Origin of the sequence: Shewanella sp. SW24, from assembly GCF_025653395.1 — a bacterium.
GTDB lineage: Bacteria > Pseudomonadota > Gammaproteobacteria > Enterobacterales > Shewanellaceae > Shewanella > Shewanella oncorhynchi.
This window is the reverse complement of the sequence record NZ_JAKKSH010000009.1, coordinates 1-18,715: the sequence shown is the minus strand read 5'-3', so window position 1 is coordinate 18,715 and position 18,715 is coordinate 1. Positions and strand designations below refer to the sequence as shown.

The following is an 18,715-nucleotide window of genomic DNA, read 5'->3' as shown; positions in this document are numbered from 1 at the left end:
ATAGGCGCCTTAGCTAAGCCAAGGCGCTCAAAGTTAATTAAGATAAATTGAATAAACAGTAACTTATGCTGTTATGGGCGGAGCACGACTATTGAAGAAACGACTAAAAGGTCGCTTAAAGGAAACTGCCTGAAACTCAACCGAAATATAACCCTGTTGAGCGAGTTGGAAATGAAAGGGTGTACTGGTTAGCGCATGTTGCAACTGGTGCTGATGTAAGCACAGCGAACAATTGGCCTTAGAGTCTTCACTAGCATGAGAAACACTGTGAACAGCAATGGCAACAGACAATAGCACCAATATGGCAGCAAGCCATATCGCTAGGGTGCGTCTTGTTTGTATCACACTATTCAAACCCTACTTCCTCAGATAATTTGGCAGGCGATTGTATGTTAAGCACTACTAAAGTTGCAAACCGATTTACCTAAGCCGTAGGGCTTAAATGTTACAAGAGGTAACTTATCTCATGAGTCATTAGCTATGCCGTCCATAGACTATTTGCAGCCAGCTACTTTACATAACCCTTTAACACATCATCAATCATGATATTAAGGGATGTTATGCCCGCACCTGTGATATACCAAGCCTCGGGATCCACAAAAATAACATTCCCCGTCTTCCAAGCGTTAGTTTCACGCAAGAGAGGGTTATCGATAGATTGTTTATCCAATACAGGGCTTCGCTCCATCACTGCGGTTCTGTCAACCACGTAAATGATGTCGGGATTGTTTTCAAGAATAAACTCGCTTGATACAGGTTGACCGTGTAATCCCATCTGCTCTGACAAGCTAGCGGGTTTAACCCCTAGCGCACTGTAAATGAACCCATACCGAGAACGAATACCTAAAAATCGAAAAGCGCCATTATTATGTAGCACCACCAAGGCTTTTTCTGGCCTGTCCTTAATCACCATTCTGGCGGCTTGGATCTTACTTTCCAGTTCATCCACTTTATGTTTTGCCAAGGTTTGCTTATCGAATAATTTACCCAGCACCAACAAGTGCTGTTTGACTATATCAAAGTAATCGCTGTTGCTGTCTTGGTAATCAATATCCAAATGAATGGTCGGAGCCAAATTGGAAAGCGCTTGATAATGACTAGCTTGAACGGATGACATCAGCACCAAATCGGGTTTAAGTGCATAAATACGTTCCATATTGGGTTGAACGATAGCACCTAAATCAACAATATCACTATTGTTGCTGTAGTCTTTCAGGTAGTAAGGAACAAAATCCTTTGGCATACCGACAATGGGAATACCCAACTGTTCGAGATAGTCGACTTCATTCATATCTAGGGCCGCAACACGTACTGGCCGTTTTGTAATAACAGTAGTGCCCAGCTTATGCTCTACCTCTATCGGGGCAAAATCCAACTCAGCCGTTGAAGCACTCGTATCCAATGATGCAAGTTGTACTGATTCAGTTTTATTGTCGCAGGCCAGCAAAAAAGCCGAGCTAAATAACAGAATCGCTATCACTTTAGTCCCACTTCTACATTTCGACGTCACTTGTATTCTCCTTGTAAGTTGAAGTTGAAATAGTTACATACTGTTCCTTGACTCGTTTTCAGCACCTCAAGATCCAGTTCGTACAGTGCTTTTAACCTTTGTGCTGTGACGACCTCTTCAACGGGTCCAGCGCAGTGCACAACGCCTTGCTTCATACCGACAATATAGTCGGAGTAGTTCGCCGCAAAATTGATATCGTGAACCACTAACACTACCGTTCGTTTGTAATCGTCACACAGATGGCGAAGTGCCCGCATTATGCTAACGGCATGTTTCATATCCAGATTGTTGAGCGGTTCATCTAACAATAAATAATCCGTTTGCTGCGCAATCGCCATTGCCAGAAAAGCCATTTGGCGTTGTCCGCCGCTAAGTTCATCAATAAATACATTGGCTAATGACTGTAAAGCTAAAAACGACAGCGCTTCATCAATGGCGCGATGATCTTCCTTTGTGAGTGCCCCTTGGCTATAGGGAAAACGACCAAATGCCACTAACTCCCTGACCGTCAGGCGTAAATTGAGGCTGTTAAACTGACGCATGGTTGCCACTTGCTTGGCATAATCCTTCAAGGGAATATTGTGGATAGCAGTACCTTTGAGTAATACCTCGCCCTGCTGGATATTCAGTAACCGACCAATCGACATCAGTAAGGTACTTTTGCCGGCACCGTTAGGGCCGATGAGAGAAGTCATCTGATGTTCGGGAAATTGTGCCGTGACATTTTTTAGCACAGGTTTCGCGCTATAAGACTGATATAAGTTATTGACGGTTATCACACTGCGCTCCGAGGTTTAAGAATTAAGACAAAGAAATAGGCGCCACAAAATAGATTAATTAACAGCCCAACACTGGTTTGATAATTAAACAGATGCTCAACAAGCATTTGCGCGATCAGAAAAACCGAGATAGCAACAGCGCATCCTGTTATCAAGGTAAATGAGTGCGACGGATGCCTTGCCAGTGCATAGGCCATATTCGCGACAAATATCCCCATAAAAGCAGTCGGCCCCACTAAACTGGTTGATATTGCGACCAATACCGCGATAAGACCCAATAGCAGGCGCACCACTTTTTGATAATCAATACCAAGAGAGATAGCTTGCTCCCGCCCCATCAGTAATACATCAAGTACAGCACGCACTCTCCAAGCGGCAATACACACGGCACTAACAAGTACTAGAGAGATAAGCAATTGCTCTGGTTGAGCGCGGTTGAACGACGCTAAGCTGTAGCTCTGGAAAATAGAAAACTCACCGGGACTGATAGAATATTGGATTAACTGAGTAAAACTGCCTAACACCACAGTGAGCACTAAGCCCACAAGCAGTAGGAAGAACACATCATGTCGATCCCCACTAAATAGCCAGCGGTGAATCGCCATTGAGTAAAGCAACATCACCACGACTGAGACAGAAAAATTGCTGTTAGCGGTGATCAGAATACTGCTGCCCGTCCCTAAGATAAGGATCAACAGTGCCTGCAAAATCAAGTAAACCCCTTCATACCCCATGATAGATGGCGTTAAAATGCGATTTCCGGCTAAGGTCTGAAACAGTATCGAAGAAAACGCAATACAGACACCACCAAGGCAAATTGTAGCTAAACGCACCAATCTATTCGGTATGACATAGTCAAAATCAAAGCCTGAGCCCATCAATAAAAATGTGACTGCCAACATAATAGGCAGCCCCCAGCTCAAAAAACGCCATGCACTGTCTTTCATTTGATTTTCCAAACGATAACTAAAAATATGAGTCCACCTAAACAGCTTGCCGTTAGACCTATAGGAATTTCAAAGGGATACAAAATAATCCGACCAAGCAAGTCACAGATAATCAGAAGCGTTGCGCCAGCAAAGGCGATAATAGGCAAGGTACGTTTTAAATTATCGCCGTAACGCATAGCGACAAGATTAGGAATAATCAAACCAATAAATGGAATGCTCCCGACTGTGATAACTGTGGTCGCTATAGTCAGGGAAACCAGCACTAACCCTAAGATAACTAGGTTGAAATAACTCAGGCCTAGTGTGGTAGCCAAGCCTTCGCCCATTCCCACTATGGTAAAGCGCTGTGCATAAAGGTAGGTCAGTATGACCACGGGAAGGATCAGATAGATGATTTCGTAGTTGCCCTGCACGATTTTTGAAAAATCACCCAGCATCCATCCCTGCATACTCTGCATCATATTGTTTTGATAAGCATAAAGTTCCGCTATCGCACTGAGTACACTGCCAAACATAATCCCAATAATTGGAATGAGCACCGGACTCTTATACCGAATACCACGAATAATCAGAATAAAGGCTAAGCTCGCAAGCAGGCAAAAAACCAAAGCCCCCAACATTCTGGCGGTAACCCCCATACTCGGGGCATGAATGATTGAAATTAATATGCCTAGTTTGGCGGCATCAAGCCCGCCACAAGTAGCAGGTTCAACAAACTTGTTTTGCACAATCTGCTGTAATATCACGCCACAGACTGCGAGCCCGACACCTGAGCAAATCAAGGCAAAGAGCCGCGGCAGACGACTAGCAGATAACACCAACCAAACATCATCCGATAACGTCAGCATCTGCGCCACAGAGGCATACTTTGCGCCTAGCAGCAATGAGGCAAAACAAAGCACAAAAAAGCACGTCAGTGCATAAACCACCTTCACAAACTGATACTTCCTATACGCAATAAATCTTGTACTAATCTGCAGCCGCTATGAGGTTTTCATATCGACGCGCTATGTTTGAGCCTTATCGGATCCCCCAGCCTTTTGGGCATGGGTAACGGCAATACCCGCTAACACTAAGTCACGTTTTCGCTCCCACCATTTGCGAGCGCCCACCTTCATAATGTCTACCATCGCATTTATCTGCTCAGCTTTATCAGGGAGCTTGGTGGCTTCATCTTCCCAAATTGCGATAATTCGCTCTTTACGTGTCCGACCATCGGCTTCTGGTTTAGTGGTTGACCACCATCCCAAAAAGCACTCCCCCACCATGTCAACTAAGATATCAACGGCCAGCACTGCTTCATCGAGGGAGAAGCCTTTGCGTTGCAGCTTTTCGACCGATTCAGCAAAAGAACGTATACCCGATGACGGCGTAACACTGGCCTGATGGATAGACTCAGCGAGGCCAGGATGACGCTCATAGAGTGCCCAAATGGCATCGGTCAATATGATCAATTCGCTCCGCCAATCTGTGGCCGCTGGCGCTCGCCAGTCCAGCTCATTAATTGCAAGCTCAGCAGCAATGGAGATAACATCATTCCGACCTGCTACGTGATGGTAGAGGGAAGAATGATCGACCTTTAAATGCGCGGCTATAGCAGGGATGGTCGCTTGATCAACCCCAATCTCCAACGCAGCTCTGGCGATAGCCTCACGGGAAATACGGCTAGGTCTGCCACGCTGGCGTTTTTGAGTGGGTTGATCCGGTACTTGTGTCATATCGATAAGGTTTCCAAGGCAAAAAAGCCATTCTAACCGCTCTTGCTACCCGCTGCATGGCAATAGCCAATACCGCGGGTAGAATCTAGCCGCTAAAACTTCGCCCTAACGCCTACACCTATTTCTCGAGGTTCAAGTAAATATGCATCCACGCCTCCGGTACTTCTGTCAGCCATTTTTGCCACGGGTGCACGTTCATCCAGCAAATTGCGTGCATAAACAAAGGCTTCAAAATATTGGTTGATTTGATAGGAAGAATTCAGGTTTACCGTAGTGTAAGATCCCACTCTTAACTCTGGCTCATTGGTATCCGTTGAAAAGTATCCATCCGTATGGCGCACATCACCGCTCACTTTAATGGCGTCTGTGATTGAATAGTCAAACCCTATATTGAACATATATCCCGGCGCTTTACTAAACTCGTTGCCGACAAACTCCTCGCCACGGTAGTCATTAAATTCACTTATCTCAGTTTCAAGTAAACCCAGCCCACCATATAGGCTAAAACTATCGGCCACTTTAAAGTTCCAATCTAATTCAATCCCATAGCTCTGCGCTTCATCAGCATTAATAATGACAGAACCAAAGGGACGCCCATCGAGGTAATCAGTAACTGAACGTTGTGAATCCTTAAAGCAGGTGTAAAAGAGATTGCTATTTATGATCAAGCGTTGTTCAAGCAGATCGATACGGGTAAAAAGTTCATAGTTCCATGCCGATTCGGCATCGAATGTATAATATTCGCCGCCGCGGAAGTTAATGCCTGTGCCCCCAGGAATGTTACCTTCACTGATCATAGCGCCGACTAAGACGTTATCTGTCAGATCATAGGACAGGGCAACCTTAGGTAATAACGCCGTAAACGTTTCTTTATATTGATGGCGCACACCTGGGATGTAGCTGGCAATACCATCGTGGCTAATTTCATCAGACTGATAACGAAGAGCGCTGGTGAATGCCCACTTAGGTGAGAAGCGCCATATGACTTCACCGTAGGGGGCAAAACTGGTATGCCTCAGGTCTGCGTCGGCATTACCAAATACGTTGTTCAGCTTGTTGTTGGTTTTATCATCCCAGTAGAAGACACCGGCAACCCCACTAAACTCTGAACTTTTGTCACCAAAGTTCAGCCTTATATCATTCGAAAAGTTTTCATTATCTCGTTTTGCGATCCCTTGATAAGGTGCTGCGAAGCGATAATCAAACTGCCCTTCTGAATACTGCAGTTGGTTATGCAACTTCATCCCATTGTCGAACACATATTCAAGATCAAAAATCCCGACATGATTACTGACTTCTTGATTATCCTGAAAAATTGAACGATTTTCTAAGTCATCATAGGGTTCTGATACCACCTCGTTTCTGGGACGTTTAGCCTCAGTGGAGGAATAAGTCAGCATGGCGGAAAAGTTGCTGTATTTTTCGGGTTCCCATAGCAACTTCGCCCGTAGATTTTGGTTTTTAAACTCAAAATCTAAATCATGGGCAGTAAACTCTGGGTTAACGTAATCAACAAAGGTATCTCTAGCGCTGTAATCTGCGCTAATTCTTGCGGCAAAGTCATTACTTAGCGCACCGGACGCCATGACCGAAAAGCGCTGCTTATTCCGACTGCCATAAAGTGCTTGCGCTGCAAATTCTGGCGTATAAGTGGGGTTATGGGTATGGATGACTACGGCGCCAGCAATACTGTTGGCTCCTTGACTGGTCGTTTGCGGACCACGGTAGACTTCAATAGACGACACATCCCACACGCCTGCGGCACCTAAATCCAGTTCTGCGGGGCTCAGATATTTACCATCAACACTGATAGTTGCCCCAGGCACAGGCTTAGATAAGTAGGCATTACCCGCTGCAACAGGCCCTTTAGTATCCGTTCCGCGGATAATGGGCGCATCGGTATTTCCGGCATAAATTAAGTTTGGCGTACCGCCGAGAATTTCAGAAATCGTTGATTGGTCGGCATTTTTCCTCAACTGTTCTTCAGTGATCACTGTCACTGAGCTAGCCGTTTCTTTCAGCGTGCGCTCGATTTTCTGACCGTAAACTGTGATGACTTCAATATTTCCCGCTGCATCTTGTTGCTTGGATTGCTTATCCGGAGCAGTTCCACTGTCAGCAATAGTTGAGCCTGAAATAGCGCTAAGCCCCAGCGCAAGAGAACCGATAACCCACTTTGATTGTGGGTAAAACTTACCAAATCGGGGCATGTGTAATAACTCCTTATACGAAAGATTTGTTGCCAATGAGAATAGTTATCAATTATATTATCGCCGTTCAAAACATTTATCAACACTGTGTTGATAAATAAAAATGACCGCTTAATATGGTCGCCATCTCATGGCGGTTCAATTTTTATGAAACAAGGAATTTGGCTCGTGGATGTTCATTTGCCCATAAACTCTGGCACTCAGACTCTTTTTTACTCTGCAATATCAAGACTTCATCGCTTCATTGGCCTTGTGTTAATCACACTTTCCAGACCGAAGCCCAGCCTGTTCCACTTCGATTTTTTAGGTGAACATTAAAATGCAGCGACTTTTCAGTCCCACTTCAACATTAGCCTTCGCCCTACGTCCGGCGATTCCCGCACTCACTTTCGGAATGCTGCTAGCGGCAGGTGCTGGCGTGACGACACTAGGTGCACTCTGGTGCATGATTCAACTTATTGCTGGTCATCACTCGCTATGGTTAGCGGGGGCGCTCATATTTGGGGTCGTGTCAGCGTTGCTATCAGCTGGCGCATCTTGGGTTAACCACAATGCTGAGGCGCAATTTTCTGGAAGATTAAGGCGTCATGTTGCAGCGCATTTTGTCAGGTTGCCACCAAGTACCTTGGCAAAATATAAGGGCGAAAAGTTAAAGCGATTAATGGTCGATGACATAGCGTCATTGCATCATATGATCGCGCATTTACCCTCTGAGCTAGCGACCTTTATCATTGTCCCTGCTATCACTATTGGTTTGCTGATCTTAAGTGCGGGCTTAGTGGCATTACTTGCCCTTATCCCAGGTCTAGTCGCCGCACTTTTCTATTTGGTGGTGATCCCAAGGCTTGCAGCAAAACAGGGGGAAGCACGAGTCAATGTGATGGGAAATATCACTGCAGCAGTAGATGACTACGCCCGTGGTGCGCCTGTATTTCGCATTTATGGCGTACAAACTGGTGCTATGGCCGATTACCAAAAGGCAACGACACATTTTATTGGGGATATTCTTGAGCGGGTAAGCAAGGTATCAACTTCAGTCGCCGTGGCCACATCACTACTGCAGGCTGTCTGTACTTTTGCCATTGTCTATTCCATCGGGTATGAATGGCCGCCAGAAAACCTTGCTGCAGCCTTGTTCTTCAGTCTGGCCATAGTCACGCCAGCCCTAAAGCTCGGGCATGGGCTTGATTATCTTGCCACGGGCCGCGCTGCAGCTCAGCGACTAACGGATTTTCTTGAGCAATCGAGAGTTCCTGTTGGTAACGGCAATATTGAGCTTAATACACCTATGCCGCTCACCCTCACGAATGTTGTGCCTTCACTGTCTACAAGCAATCAATCTGTGCCCATTAACTATCAATTTAGATCTGACAGAGTGACGACAGTTACAGGGATCAGTGGTGTTGGCAAATCCACATTACTGCGCTTATTAGCTGGCATGGAGCCGCTACATGCCGGAGATATTCGACTCGCTGGTATGGCACTCAAAGAGATGAATGAAGCCTCGATTAATCGCGCGATCATGCTATTACCGCAAAGTGCGGGGGTGTTGGCAACCTCCATCGCGGACAATCTCGCACTCACCGCACCTGATGCCACGGATGAGGATTACTTAGCAGCATTACACTGCGCGCAATTGGACAAACCCTTAAATACTCATGCAAGCACACTGTCTGGCGGTGAAATACAACGCGTTAATCTTGCCCGTGTGTTTCTTTCACCCGCTAGGGTGATATTGCTTGATGAACCCACATCGGCCCTAGACAGCGAAACGGCGTTTAACGTGTTCACAGCACTACGACATCACGCAAAAACAAACCACAAAACGATTGTGATGGTCACCCATGACTTAGCGCTTGCCGATCTGGCGGATGACAAGCTCGCACTCAAGCATCACAGGGAAGGAGAAAGCCAATGATAAATCGTCCCCAAGATTACGCAGCCATAAAGCACTTAATACCTGTTGCCTGCGGTTGGGCTGTGGCGGCCATATTGGAAGCCGCATGCTACATTCAACTGGCTTTAGCCATTATTGAGCAGCAATCACCGCAAAAAGTGCTATCGATTGCCGCAATAACCATACTCACTACAATACTGGCTTCGCGTTCAGTTTTTTGGGCTGGCGCAAGGCTGGCCAATGCGCTCTACAGTGCATTAGGCACGACCATGCAACAAGCTAAACTATCTTGGTTTACACCGAGTGTCAGGACACTACTCATAGAAACTGTCTCTCGGAGCATTCCTGGCTTTATGAGTATTCCGGCACATCAATTTCAGGTATTTATTCATGCACCGCTTATTCCGCTCTGCATTACCTTTGGCATAGGATTGATCGGTGGCATACCACTGGTACTGATGTTGGCTAGCTTGTTGCTCGTGTCATTTGTGATTCAGAGTGTGGCGCAACGAGCCCTTGCCCGCGCAGATATGGACCGAAACAACACTGAATTGGCAGCAGAGCAGTCAACCCTTGAACTTATCGACCACTTAGAGTTACTGCGCACAGCAGCAGGATATAGCGGCGCAACAACACGGTTGGAGCAAAACTGGCAAACACAAGAAATCGCACTGGAACGAACTAATCGCGCCGCTGCTATAGCAACATTACTGTCGGCTATCGCCAGCTTTTTACCTATTGCAGGCATGGCACTCTATCTGGTGCTATCCGGTATAAACAATACGCCAATGCTGCTCGCTGTTTTGATGTTGACCATGCGCGCGGCGGCGCCACTTGAAACTCTCGCCGTGGCGGCAATAAGCATTAATGATCAGTTAGCGGCTATTAAACACTATCGACAAGCGACTCATGCGCCAACGCTCAAAGAGCCAAGCCAAGCGCAACAAAAGACACCGAACAATCATACAATCGAATTGAATAACGTAACATTTCCCCCTGCGGTGCAAAATATCAATGCCACTATCGAGCCAGGTGAACGCGTGCTGATTTGTGGCCCGAGCGGTTCAGGTAAAACCAGCTTACTTAAGTTATTGATGCGCTTTGATGATCCCACTCTAGGCCTGATCACTTTGGGCAAGGTTTCACTCACGTCAATCCCCGCCGCTGAACTTGCCCGCTTTTTCGCCTATGTGCCGCAGGATCCACTCATCTTTACAGGCACCATTGCCAGTAACATTCGTATTGGTAACCCAGATGCCGACGATCAAGCCGTAGATAAAGCGGCACGCCAAGTGGCGCTGGATGAAGTATTAGACAGATCAAAACTGGGCATTTACCAAGAAGTCGGCTTGCAAGGCGCAGGGTTATCGGGAGGAGAACGCCAAAGGCTTGCCTTAGCACGCGCGCTTATCAAAAATGCACCGATTCTGATAATGGATGAGGCCACCTCGGCATTGGATGAAGAGACAGAAAAGCGCGTAGCCAAGGCTATTTGCGAACAGAGTTGTACATTGGTTTTAGTTTCGCACCGAAACCAATCACTTTGGCAGCCAACCAAAATAATAGAATTTCATCAATCAGTTGCCTCAAAGTAGGATCGGCTTTCTACGCATTAAAAAACTGAATTACAGATATCTGACACAGATTACAGTGATTAATTTGTCGTTACAGACCAACATCTCAATGAGCAATAACTGCAGCCGAAATGACATGAATCATTTCGACTGCAGTTATTGCTCGTGCAAAGGAAGATGAGCATCGCTGTAGAACCGACCAAGCCTTGTTGGCATAACGCTCACTGAATCAAAGCATAAATACTCGAGCTTCCTCTCGCTTTTGAGCTATAAAATCCCTCAAATTATCAGCTACCCGTTAATAAACTAGTAACCATATTTTGCGACAGGGTGCCAGTTTTTATTAACATCCTCTTCAATAAACTTTTGTTTTTCTTTGATTAAATCCGATTCAACTAACCCTATCGCTTGATGGGCCTTTTCCTTAGTACTGATATCTGGATAAGTAACTTGAGTCACGTTAAGTTGCTTCAATATTCCAGCGAGCAGATGACGTGCTTCGTTCGCTTGTTCGATGGCTTTATCTAAAAGCTGCTTACCTTCTTGTGGATTATGTGCATACAAACCATGTGAGGACATGGCAAAGTCCCAGCGCCACTGACTGTGTCGTATCGCCATAATGGGCTCATTCATATTCTCCCATTTAGCACCTGCATCCCATGCCGCTTTGGCTTCATAGTGAGCCTTGACGAGCAGAGCTTCAACTTCGCGGGCTTTGGTCTCAATCGTTAATTTATTGGCCGCGAGCTTGGTTTCAATTTTGGTTTTACTGCTATGGCAGCCACTGCAACTGTTATCAAAATGCGGTAAAGCTTTATCAACTTTATGGCTAGTAAATTCAACACCTTTTGCATCCTGCTGAGTAGGCATGTGGCAGGTAATGCAAGTGACACCGACTTCGGCATGTTTACTGCGACTCCAGTGTTCAAACTCAGGATGACGTGCTTTGAGTACGGGCGTTTTCGAAAGAGGATGGATCCATTCGAAGAAGCGGCGAGTGTCATAATATTTTTCAATATCGTCGGCTGTGCTGCCAAAAATCCAGGGAATATTAACAACATTACTTTTTTCCGGACGGAAATAGTAAGTGACATGACATTGACCACATACCTGCGCACCTTGCATATTGGTATCTTGTTTATCGAATGGCAGGTGAATTTTAGCCATAGCCTCTTGGGCATGGGGGCGAGGTAAAGTTAACTTATTAGTGCCAGATTCATGGCAATCACTGCAATACACTACGCTTTGGATCTCTTTGCCCAGATCGGTAAAGTTTTTAGCGGAGTATCCTTCAAATCCCAGTTGTTCAATCAATCTAGGGGCATCCGGTGTCTTGCAGGTCCAACAACTGGCGGATAATCCTTTCTCTCCAGCCTTAGGGGGGACACCTGTACGTAAAGTATGCGTCACATCAGCAACGGCAAAATGGTGTCCACGTGGGCTATGGTACTCTTTGGCATAGGAAGATCCTGCCCAGAGTATGATGCTGGCGGGATAATTGGCGAGCATATCCTCGCGCTCGACCTGTTCAGAGGTCGCTTGCCAAGATTGATATTGGTTAGGGTATTTTTGTTGATTGCTAGTATCGGAAGCCGCTACAGATGTACATGTAGTTATGGCGAGCAAGCAAATCATTTTTAGCAATGTAACTGTTTTCAAATAAGTTTTCACTTTGTATCCTTTTGTCCTAACATCAATATTAACCTGGGCGCCCATCGATACGGGGGCGAGAAAGTATCGGCAAGTAATGCCATACAAACAGTGCAAATGCGATAAACCAGCAACTGCCAGCCAACCATAACCAGACTTGGGTGTGGGCCGGAAACCAGATGGGCATTAGCGCCCTGAGCAGTGCCGCTAACGGTAGGCAAATAAATGCCAAGATCATCTTAGGGCCCTCATAAATATTTCGACTTGTGTGCCCGAGTGACACTCTGGAAATCATCGAAAGACACAGGGTAGCCATACAGCCAATAGCAAATAGGTGAAGCAAACTGCGATAGGCATATTCATTATCGAGATACCAACTCATGGCTAACAGGCTGAGTGGCAACATTAAATAGGCAAGATGCAAGGACCACAGCATAGGTTCCTTCAGTGTTTTATGGGGTAACCAGCGTGCAAATCGGACCAGCTGCAAGAGCCCTGCAATGAGCAGTAAGCCTCGCTCGACTTCCAGAGGTATAAGGTGGATGAGTGATTGAATGACGAGCAAGATCATTGTCAGGATCAGCGGGTATTCAATCCAAGTTAAGGGTTCTGCTTTGGTGGCCTTAATGCGCATCGCGGTAAAGAATGGAATGACACGCCCACCGACTATGGTGATAAGTAAGGCTAACCACCATAACATCGCCTGCCAGATCTGGTTGGCAAGAATAAAGTCGCGCTCAAAAAGGGCGTAATAGCTGACATTGTTAATCACGAGTGCAGCAAACAACATGATCGGAAAACCAATATTGCGCCATTGCTTCACCTTATAAATGCAGCGCCATAGGGTAAGGCTTGCCATACCAAGGAACAATGAATCAAACAAGGCGGGCAAAATGAGCGGAACCTGCATTGGGAGTAAGAGTAATAATCGTGCAAGTAACCAGCAGCTAAAGGTCAATGCAAGTGGCCATCCCTTTAATGTAGGTTGGTTGGTCCAATTTTGAACGGCTGTCAGCAAAAATCCACACACAATTGCCATAGCAAAACCGAACAACATTTCATGTGGATGCCACCATAGCGGCAATATTTGGCTCCAAAAGGATGAAGGGAAAAAGCTATATTGGGGAGTAAACCAAGTTAATAGCCACAAAGGGATATATAGCGCAGCTAATATTGCTCCCCCAAGGAAAAAAGGTCTAAAGCCTAAGCGCCATAACGCGTGAGTACGTTCGGTTTGTGTAGGATCATCAATATTTAGCATAGTTGTTAGCCGAGTAGCAGAACGATGACGAACACACTTAAGATGCATTCAATATAATCCTTATATTGTACTGTTATGACCTTCAATTCAAACTAAATCTTAGATTTTGGAACTAAGATCCCAAAGATGAACAAAAAATAAAGTGTCGTGGAATACTCATTTCTGACGGCTAATAGGCTTGATCAATGTACTGCGGGTTCATGATGGACAAAGGTTCGATGCAAACTTTTACACAGGTAACGGCACAAACAGTCACACATTGGTAAATTTTAGATGGGAGAAATACCGTTTTGATTTAAATAACCGTGGCTTTGATTGGCCTATCTTATTTCGAACACAGCCAAGACTTTGATAGCACAGGCAGCTCAATTTATAACGGCGATAACAGTTGCAGATGATTATGTGGTAACTCGCTTTAGCATCGATTATCAGGCTAGAAACTGGCGGATTAGTGACTTCGCCAACAACCTATTTGATGAACAAGCATTGACAGCAAATAGCCTACAAGCCGCAGTTATGTGGAGGGTTACAACAAAAAAATGGAAATAGTACCGGCAATTGGTAGCGTTAAAAAATGGCGAGTTATTCAATCCAAGCAAAATCATTTTTTTCGTTTTATTCAACACAAAATAAAACGGCTCGCATATTTCTATGCAAGCCGTTGTTTTATTTGGCAGGGGTGGCAGGACTCGAACCCGCAACCATCGGTTTTGGAGATGGTAATTTAAAAAATAAAAATCAATTAGATAAGAAATTTGTTAGAAAATTAAAATCGAAAAAAACATCTGATAAGCACATGATTTTTGATGTTCTACATGATTAATTTCTAACTATTTTAATCATATAAAAGGATAACTAATCGTACTCATTTAGCTACAGCACTCTTTAGGATTAGACTATTAACCTAAATATCCCCTTCCTCTTGCTCATTTGGGGACAGAAACTGGTTAGTCAGTTTTCTCCATTTAGTCTGGTAGATATTAGGAAAATTATGGGTAACGGCCTATTAAGGTGAGTAACGCAACACCTATGCTTCGCGTAACACCTTCACCACTAAACCTAACGTGTTATCAGCTTCAAAATAGCCTGCATTTTCGACACCCATTACAGGATGCTTCGGCGGCAACTAAAAGCTATGCTGGTTCAGAATCTTCCGAACTTGCTTGCAATGCTTGTTCTACTTTTGCTTTAAACTCTATTAACTCCAGATTCAGCCTTGGGTTCTCAAGAGCTTTATTTATTGCGGCTGCATACTCTTCTTGGTTGTAACAGAGTATTTTGTCTTTGTTTATGAGCACTGTGACGGGATAAACATCATCACTTTGTTTATATCTAAACAGAGTCACTTTATCAACATTCGTATCTTCTGCTCCCAACAAGAGTATTGTATATCCAGTCGCAACGCTTTCTGGGTTGGCCCAAGCTTGAAATGCAGCTCCTATCGCTGCGATAGAGTTGCTTAAGCCCAGGCCTTTATACTCAGGCATATCATATAGCCTAACTTCAAACCCAAAGTGCTCGCTCAACGTCTTAGCCAGTTCATTGTAGATATCATCAAGTTCCCTCTGATTTTTCTTTACAAGAGATGCACTAGCCTGCCCCTTGACCAAGCTTTCTTTAAAATTAAAACTCATATCAACCTCATGGGTGCTTAATTATCTCACATACAACAGGTAGGTGATCAATTATGGATTTCTTATCTAGAATACTAGATCCTAAAGGCTCATCAAACAGCGTTCTTGTTGTTGACTCGTTCAAATGCCATTCACTTTGTCCCAGAAAGTTCCCTGAAAATACTATCTGATCGAATGTATGCCAATACTGGCCATACGAGTCTTGATACCTATGTGAGCCGGATGGAAAATACTGGGTATCTCTCATTGTATAGTTGTAGGCCTCTTTTGATGGCAATGCACGCCAGAAAGGATTGTAAAACAATTCTGTCGGATGCCTTCTAACGGCTTCATGACACCTCGTGGCATTTAGTTCTTCAAGCATCACACTATCATATGGGCTTGCGTTGAAATCGCCCATAATAATGATGTGCTCATTGTTGCGCATCATATCCCTTACAGCATCGTATAAACCTTGAGCCGCGAGTTTTCGTCTAGACTCTCCGCTGGAATTTATCCTGCTAGCCCAATGACATAGGATTAACTTAAACTTATCACCTTCTTTTAAATCTACAATCTGAAGAGCCTGACCTAATTTAATTACCTGATCTCGTTCAATCCTCTTTAAGTCCAATTCGTGTGAAACACTTACTCTCCGAGGGTCGTATATGACTGCGGCATCAAATCTTGTTTGACCAGCTTTGTGATCTAAAGATAGAGCCTGATAGGGAGTTCCCTGTAAGTAGGTTTGAATGTGGTACATATCATCAGACGAAACCTCACATACCCCTATCAGAGACAGGTCATGCCTTATAAAAATATCTACCAAAATTTGACTTATAGATTGATAATTTTCGGGACTACCTTTGGTCTTAACTCTTGGAGGGCTTAGTGAAACGTTCCACCAACCAAACTTCAAATTATGTAATCGCATAGTCCGATTTAACTGATTGATTTAAAGGGGGGTAATAACAGCACAAATTACCATATATTGCGTGGCTAAGTATATGCTCATAATCACTAATAACAGGATAATCGAGGACATATATGAACGCTCTCCAAACGTCAAACCAAAAGGCGCTTTTCGTTCCGCGTAACGAGACGATATTGAAGTTCTTTTTGCCACTGTGCTCAGCGTTGATACTCAGGTTTTCATTCCCCTTACATATTTCTTGGTTTACTACATTCGGATAACTTTTAGTAGGGCAAAAACACATTAACAGTATGTGAATGAGTAAAATTTCTAGATAGCTTTGGGGTATAAACGTGCCAGAACTGATCGGCCTTACACGAGTTTGGACAAAAATGAGCTAGGTAATTTACTAGCTTAGCAACCCGTGAATTACCAAGGGTATGGCAAAGTCGTTAACATGATTGCTTAGTATTAACTGAAATTAACACTCATCTCGAAGCCTCTAGTTCTCAAGCTCATATTCTTTAACCATATCTTCAATAACTCTTGTTATATAGCCATTCATGATAAGTTGATCTCGTAGCGGCTCGTAATAGAGCTCTTCCGATAATTCATCTACAGAGACAATAATTGTTTCTGAAGGTGGGTTTGCTATAAACATAGTTGTGGTAGGTTCTGGTAATTCATCACAAAAGATAGTGCATTGAATATTTACGGGCTTATCAGTTTTGAACAATACACACTCATCAGCTTCCAAGATCGTTTGAGCTTGAAGGCGTTTTACGTTCCATTTTATGTAGTAGTTTTTAGCGTCAGATAACACCCTCAAGTCTGGTATAAATGCTGCTTGGGAGATGCGAAGACTGTGGATCTGAAATCTATCGTGATAATCTTCTTTAACTTTAGGATCTTTAGGAAGACGACTTTCAGGAACTTTGATTGATAAACCTTTATGCCGCGGAATCGTTAGCTCAACACAGACTCCGTTTGCCAAACTACTACTGTCATTGCATAGGGTTAAGTACAGTAGTTCTGCACCAGCCCACTCTCTAAGCACGTTTGCTCGCTCTCTGTATAAACCTTTGTTCAGTTGTTTGCCAAAGTGAGTATTTTGTATGAGTTGCATCGTTTGAAAGAATTGACTGTTACCGAAGATCGACTCATCAAGTGTTGGCTCTACTTGATCAGGAATAGCATCGCTATTAGGAAGAGAAACTAACTTACCACGTATAGTGAATTCTGAATCTAACCCTTCCTTGTCGCCGTTTAGTAGCAAGCAATTTAGAACTGGATACTTCGGCAACGCTGCCTTTTTACTATCAAAGAAATCTTTACCAAGAGCTACAATTAGGTGATACGTCATACCAATAAGGACAAGTAAAATACCTATTGAGGTATCACTAGAAGCATTCAGTACAGAGCGAAGAATCTCAGACTTACCTATGTACTCTTCAAAAAGTGCCACCACTACAGCGTGAAGAAAGTTAATCTGTGATTCGATTATCAGACCGATCCCAGTAAGAACAACAGCTTTAGCTATAGTGTTATAAGCTTTTGGTCTGATTAAATTTAAAATACGCTCAGCGATATCTAGCCAACGATTTAATTTTTCGTGCATTTAACCTCTATAAAACCATACTCAGATTTATAAATATGAATAATCTCAGAAAGAGTCATTATTCACCTGCTCACATTATTAGTTGTTCTGGAAGACCTATGCCGTAAATCGATCTGACACGGTGGTCATATCTTTGGCAACTAGATCTCGCTAGTAATCGTTGGACATGGGGATCATAAAAACCTCCTTCCGGACTTAGTATCTTTAAGCTATCAATTATCAAAGACTCTGTAACCTGCCCTAGTTGCCCCATAAAGTCGGAAGCCTGACCAGCGAATCGAGCTACATTTCGATTATTGTCCAAGATCATACGATCAGCCGTTTTCAGAAGATTTCTGAATGTTGCGAAATGGCCTTGTGATTTCCGGAGCGTATCTAGGAACTGTACGTCAATCGGCATAGAACCTAATTGCTCAAAAGCTTCGCCCCATGGATAGGTAATTATTCCCTGATCCCGGTGCTGTGCTGTCGTCAACTCTTGCCATCTCGAACCACTATCCGTAACCAATACAGAACCTGTGACCTGAGCCATTAGAAGTGCCATCTCATAGTTCGGTCCCATTCGGACTTGAATAAACTGACCACCTTCGCCAACATTCATTTTCTGCAACATTACAAGCGGTGAAGCTTCAGCTTTGCGTTCTAATTCTTCTATGGTCTGAGTTGCGTTTTCCTTATCTAACCCAAATTCTCTTATTAGAGTCTGGATTTTCGCCTCTCTTGGCATCATTGCTATTGAGTTCAGCAAATCCTCTGTCATCAAGCGGAAGTGTAATTGTAGTGGTCAAGTAAAATTGGCCACGGTTTTAGAGTCATTCCAATATAAACGTTCTGACTCATTTGGCGTTAACCCACCATTATATTGATGGGGTCTGGTCTCACTGTAGTATCCAGTGATGTAATTTGTGATCTCTTTATCTGCTTCTGTAAAATTCCCATAACCACTAGCGGGTATCCACTCAGATTTCAAACTTCTAAAGAAACGCTCCATTGGTGCGTTATCCCAACAATTCCCGCGGCGA

General features: G+C 44.2%; 17 protein-coding genes. 3 read left to right on the top strand and 14 right to left on the bottom strand.

From position 1 onward, the window contains the following. Positions 1 to 63 precede the first annotated feature (63 nt). From L5M17_RS09225 to L5M17_RS09195, 7 genes are all read right to left on the bottom strand, one after another. A complete protein-coding gene (locus tag L5M17_RS09225) occupies positions 64 to 354 on the bottom strand; it encodes a DUF2607 family protein (protein ID WP_028761491.1) in 291 nt (96 codons plus the stop codon). Between the two features lie 154 nt (positions 355 to 508). Beyond that, positions 509 to 1,510 (bottom strand): siderophore ABC transporter substrate-binding protein, encoded by a 1,002-nt coding sequence (locus L5M17_RS09220; protein WP_263146849.1) that lies wholly within the window; start codon positions 1,508 to 1,510, stop codon positions 509 to 511. Continuing rightward, positions 1,507 to 2,289, bottom strand: a complete 783-nt coding sequence (locus tag L5M17_RS09215; RefSeq protein ID WP_263146848.1) for an ABC transporter ATP-binding protein — start codon at positions 2,287 to 2,289, stop codon at positions 1,507 to 1,509. The genes L5M17_RS09220 and L5M17_RS09215 overlap by 4 nt, the downstream gene beginning before the upstream one ends. Next, positions 2,286 to 3,236: an iron chelate uptake ABC transporter family permease subunit gene (locus L5M17_RS09210; protein ID WP_263146845.1), complete on the bottom strand. Its 951-nt coding sequence runs from the start codon at positions 3,234 to 3,236 to the stop codon at positions 2,286 to 2,288. Before L5M17_RS09210 ends, L5M17_RS09215 begins: the two co-directional genes overlap by 4 nt. Beyond that, positions 3,233 to 4,174, bottom strand: coding sequence for an ABC transporter permease (locus L5M17_RS09205; RefSeq protein ID WP_287480675.1), 942 nt, complete (start codon positions 4,172 to 4,174; stop codon positions 3,233 to 3,235). Before L5M17_RS09205 ends, L5M17_RS09210 begins: the two co-directional genes overlap by 4 nt. A gap of 72 nt (positions 4,175 to 4,246) precedes the next feature. Beyond that, entirely contained in the window at positions 4,247 to 4,957 is a 711-nt protein-coding gene (locus L5M17_RS09200; protein ID WP_219234616.1) for a TetR/AcrR family transcriptional regulator, read from the bottom strand. Positions 4,958 to 5,049: 92 nt separating this feature from the next. After that, positions 5,050 to 7,167 carry a TonB-dependent receptor gene (locus tag L5M17_RS09195; RefSeq protein ID WP_263146843.1) on the bottom strand — a complete coding sequence of 706 codons (2,118 nt, stop codon included), beginning with the start codon at positions 7,165 to 7,167 and terminating at the stop codon, positions 5,050 to 5,052. Between the two features lie 319 nt (positions 7,168 to 7,486). Between L5M17_RS09195 and L5M17_RS09190 the strand changes: the two genes are divergently transcribed. Together L5M17_RS09190 and L5M17_RS09185 are read left to right on the top strand one after the other, a co-directional pair. Then, on the top strand, positions 7,487 to 9,085 hold the full coding sequence (locus tag L5M17_RS09190) for an ATP-binding cassette domain-containing protein (protein ID WP_263146840.1): 1,599 nt from the start codon (positions 7,487 to 7,489) through the stop codon (positions 9,083 to 9,085). Continuing rightward, positions 9,082 to 10,659, top strand: coding sequence for an ATP-binding cassette domain-containing protein (locus tag L5M17_RS09185; protein ID WP_263146837.1), 1,578 nt, complete (start codon positions 9,082 to 9,084; stop codon positions 10,657 to 10,659). The genes L5M17_RS09190 and L5M17_RS09185 overlap by 4 nt, the downstream gene beginning before the upstream one ends. 285 nt (positions 10,660 to 10,944) lie before the next feature. Here the strand turns inward: L5M17_RS09185 and L5M17_RS09180 are convergent, their stop codons facing one another. Both L5M17_RS09180 and L5M17_RS09175 read right to left on the bottom strand, forming a co-directional pair. Beyond that, entirely contained in the window at positions 10,945 to 12,354 is a 1,410-nt protein-coding gene (locus L5M17_RS09180) for an ammonia-forming cytochrome c nitrite reductase subunit c552 (protein ID WP_263146835.1), read from the bottom strand. Further along, the gene (locus tag L5M17_RS09175) at positions 12,338 to 13,549 is read right to left on the bottom strand and encodes an NnrS family protein (RefSeq protein ID WP_263146834.1); all 1,212 of its coding nucleotides are present in this window, start codon (positions 13,547 to 13,549) and stop codon (positions 12,338 to 12,340) included. Before L5M17_RS09175 ends, L5M17_RS09180 begins: the two co-directional genes overlap by 17 nt. Before the next feature lie 574 nt (positions 13,550 to 14,123). On the opposite strand from L5M17_RS09175, the gene L5M17_RS09170 reads away from it, so the two are divergent. Beyond that, positions 14,124 to 14,372 (top strand): hypothetical protein, encoded by a 249-nt coding sequence (locus L5M17_RS09170; protein WP_263146832.1) that lies wholly within the window; start codon positions 14,124 to 14,126, stop codon positions 14,370 to 14,372. Between the two features lie 310 nt (positions 14,373 to 14,682). Here the strand turns inward: L5M17_RS09170 and L5M17_RS09165 are convergent, their stop codons facing one another. The 5 genes from L5M17_RS09165 to L5M17_RS09145 all read right to left on the bottom strand — a co-directional run. Next, positions 14,683 to 15,183, bottom strand: coding sequence for a hypothetical protein (locus L5M17_RS09165; RefSeq protein WP_263146829.1), 501 nt, complete (start codon positions 15,181 to 15,183; stop codon positions 14,683 to 14,685). Positions 15,184 to 15,190: 7 nt separating this feature from the next. After that, positions 15,191 to 16,096 carry an endonuclease/exonuclease/phosphatase family protein gene (locus L5M17_RS09160; protein WP_263146826.1) on the bottom strand — a complete coding sequence of 302 codons (906 nt, stop codon included), beginning with the start codon at positions 16,094 to 16,096 and terminating at the stop codon, positions 15,191 to 15,193. A 481-nt stretch (positions 16,097 to 16,577) separates the two neighbouring features. Continuing rightward, a complete protein-coding gene (locus tag L5M17_RS09155; protein WP_263146822.1) occupies positions 16,578 to 17,693 on the bottom strand; it encodes a hypothetical protein in 1,116 nt (371 codons plus the stop codon). 70 nt (positions 17,694 to 17,763) lie between these two features. Then, positions 17,764 to 18,441, bottom strand: coding sequence for a hypothetical protein (locus L5M17_RS09150; RefSeq protein WP_263146821.1), 678 nt, complete (start codon positions 18,439 to 18,441; stop codon positions 17,764 to 17,766). A 36-nt stretch (positions 18,442 to 18,477) separates the two neighbouring features. Then, positions 18,478 to 18,715 (bottom strand): integrase core domain-containing protein (locus L5M17_RS09145; protein WP_263146819.1); only part of this gene is annotated, 238 nt, incomplete at its 5' end.

Bases quoted from the DNA above. Each gene is read 5' to 3' on its own strand.
- L5M17_RS09180 (WP_263146835.1), bottom strand. From the start codon at position 12,354: ATGGGCGCCCAGGTTAATATTGATGTTAGGACAAAAGGATACAAAGTG.
- L5M17_RS09200 (WP_219234616.1), bottom strand. From the start codon at position 4,957: ATGACACAAGTACCGGATCAACCCACTCAAAAACGCCAGCGTGGCAGA.
- L5M17_RS09185 (WP_263146837.1), top strand. From the start codon at position 9,082: ATGATAAATCGTCCCCAAGATTACGCAGCCATAAAGCACTTAATACCT.
- L5M17_RS09165 (WP_263146829.1), bottom strand. From the start codon at position 15,183: ATGAGTTTTAATTTTAAAGAAAGCTTGGTCAAGGGGCAGGCTAGTGCA.
- L5M17_RS09160 (WP_263146826.1), bottom strand. From the start codon at position 16,096: ATGCGATTACATAATTTGAAGTTTGGTTGGTGGAACGTTTCACTAAGC.
- L5M17_RS09190 (WP_263146840.1), top strand. From the start codon at position 7,487: ATGCAGCGACTTTTCAGTCCCACTTCAACATTAGCCTTCGCCCTACGT.
- L5M17_RS09170 (WP_263146832.1), top strand. From the start codon at position 14,124: ATGGCGAGTTATTCAATCCAAGCAAAATCATTTTTTTCGTTTTATTCA.
- L5M17_RS09155 (WP_263146822.1), bottom strand. From the start codon at position 17,693: ATGCACGAAAAATTAAATCGTTGGCTAGATATCGCTGAGCGTATTTTA.
- L5M17_RS09210 (WP_263146845.1), bottom strand. From the start codon at position 3,236: ATGAAAGACAGTGCATGGCGTTTTTTGAGCTGGGGGCTGCCTATTATG.
- L5M17_RS09195 (WP_263146843.1), bottom strand. From the start codon at position 7,167: ATGCCCCGATTTGGTAAGTTTTACCCACAATCAAAGTGGGTTATCGGT.
- L5M17_RS09175 (WP_263146834.1), bottom strand. From the start codon at position 13,549: ATGCTAAATATTGATGATCCTACACAAACCGAACGTACTCACGCGTTA.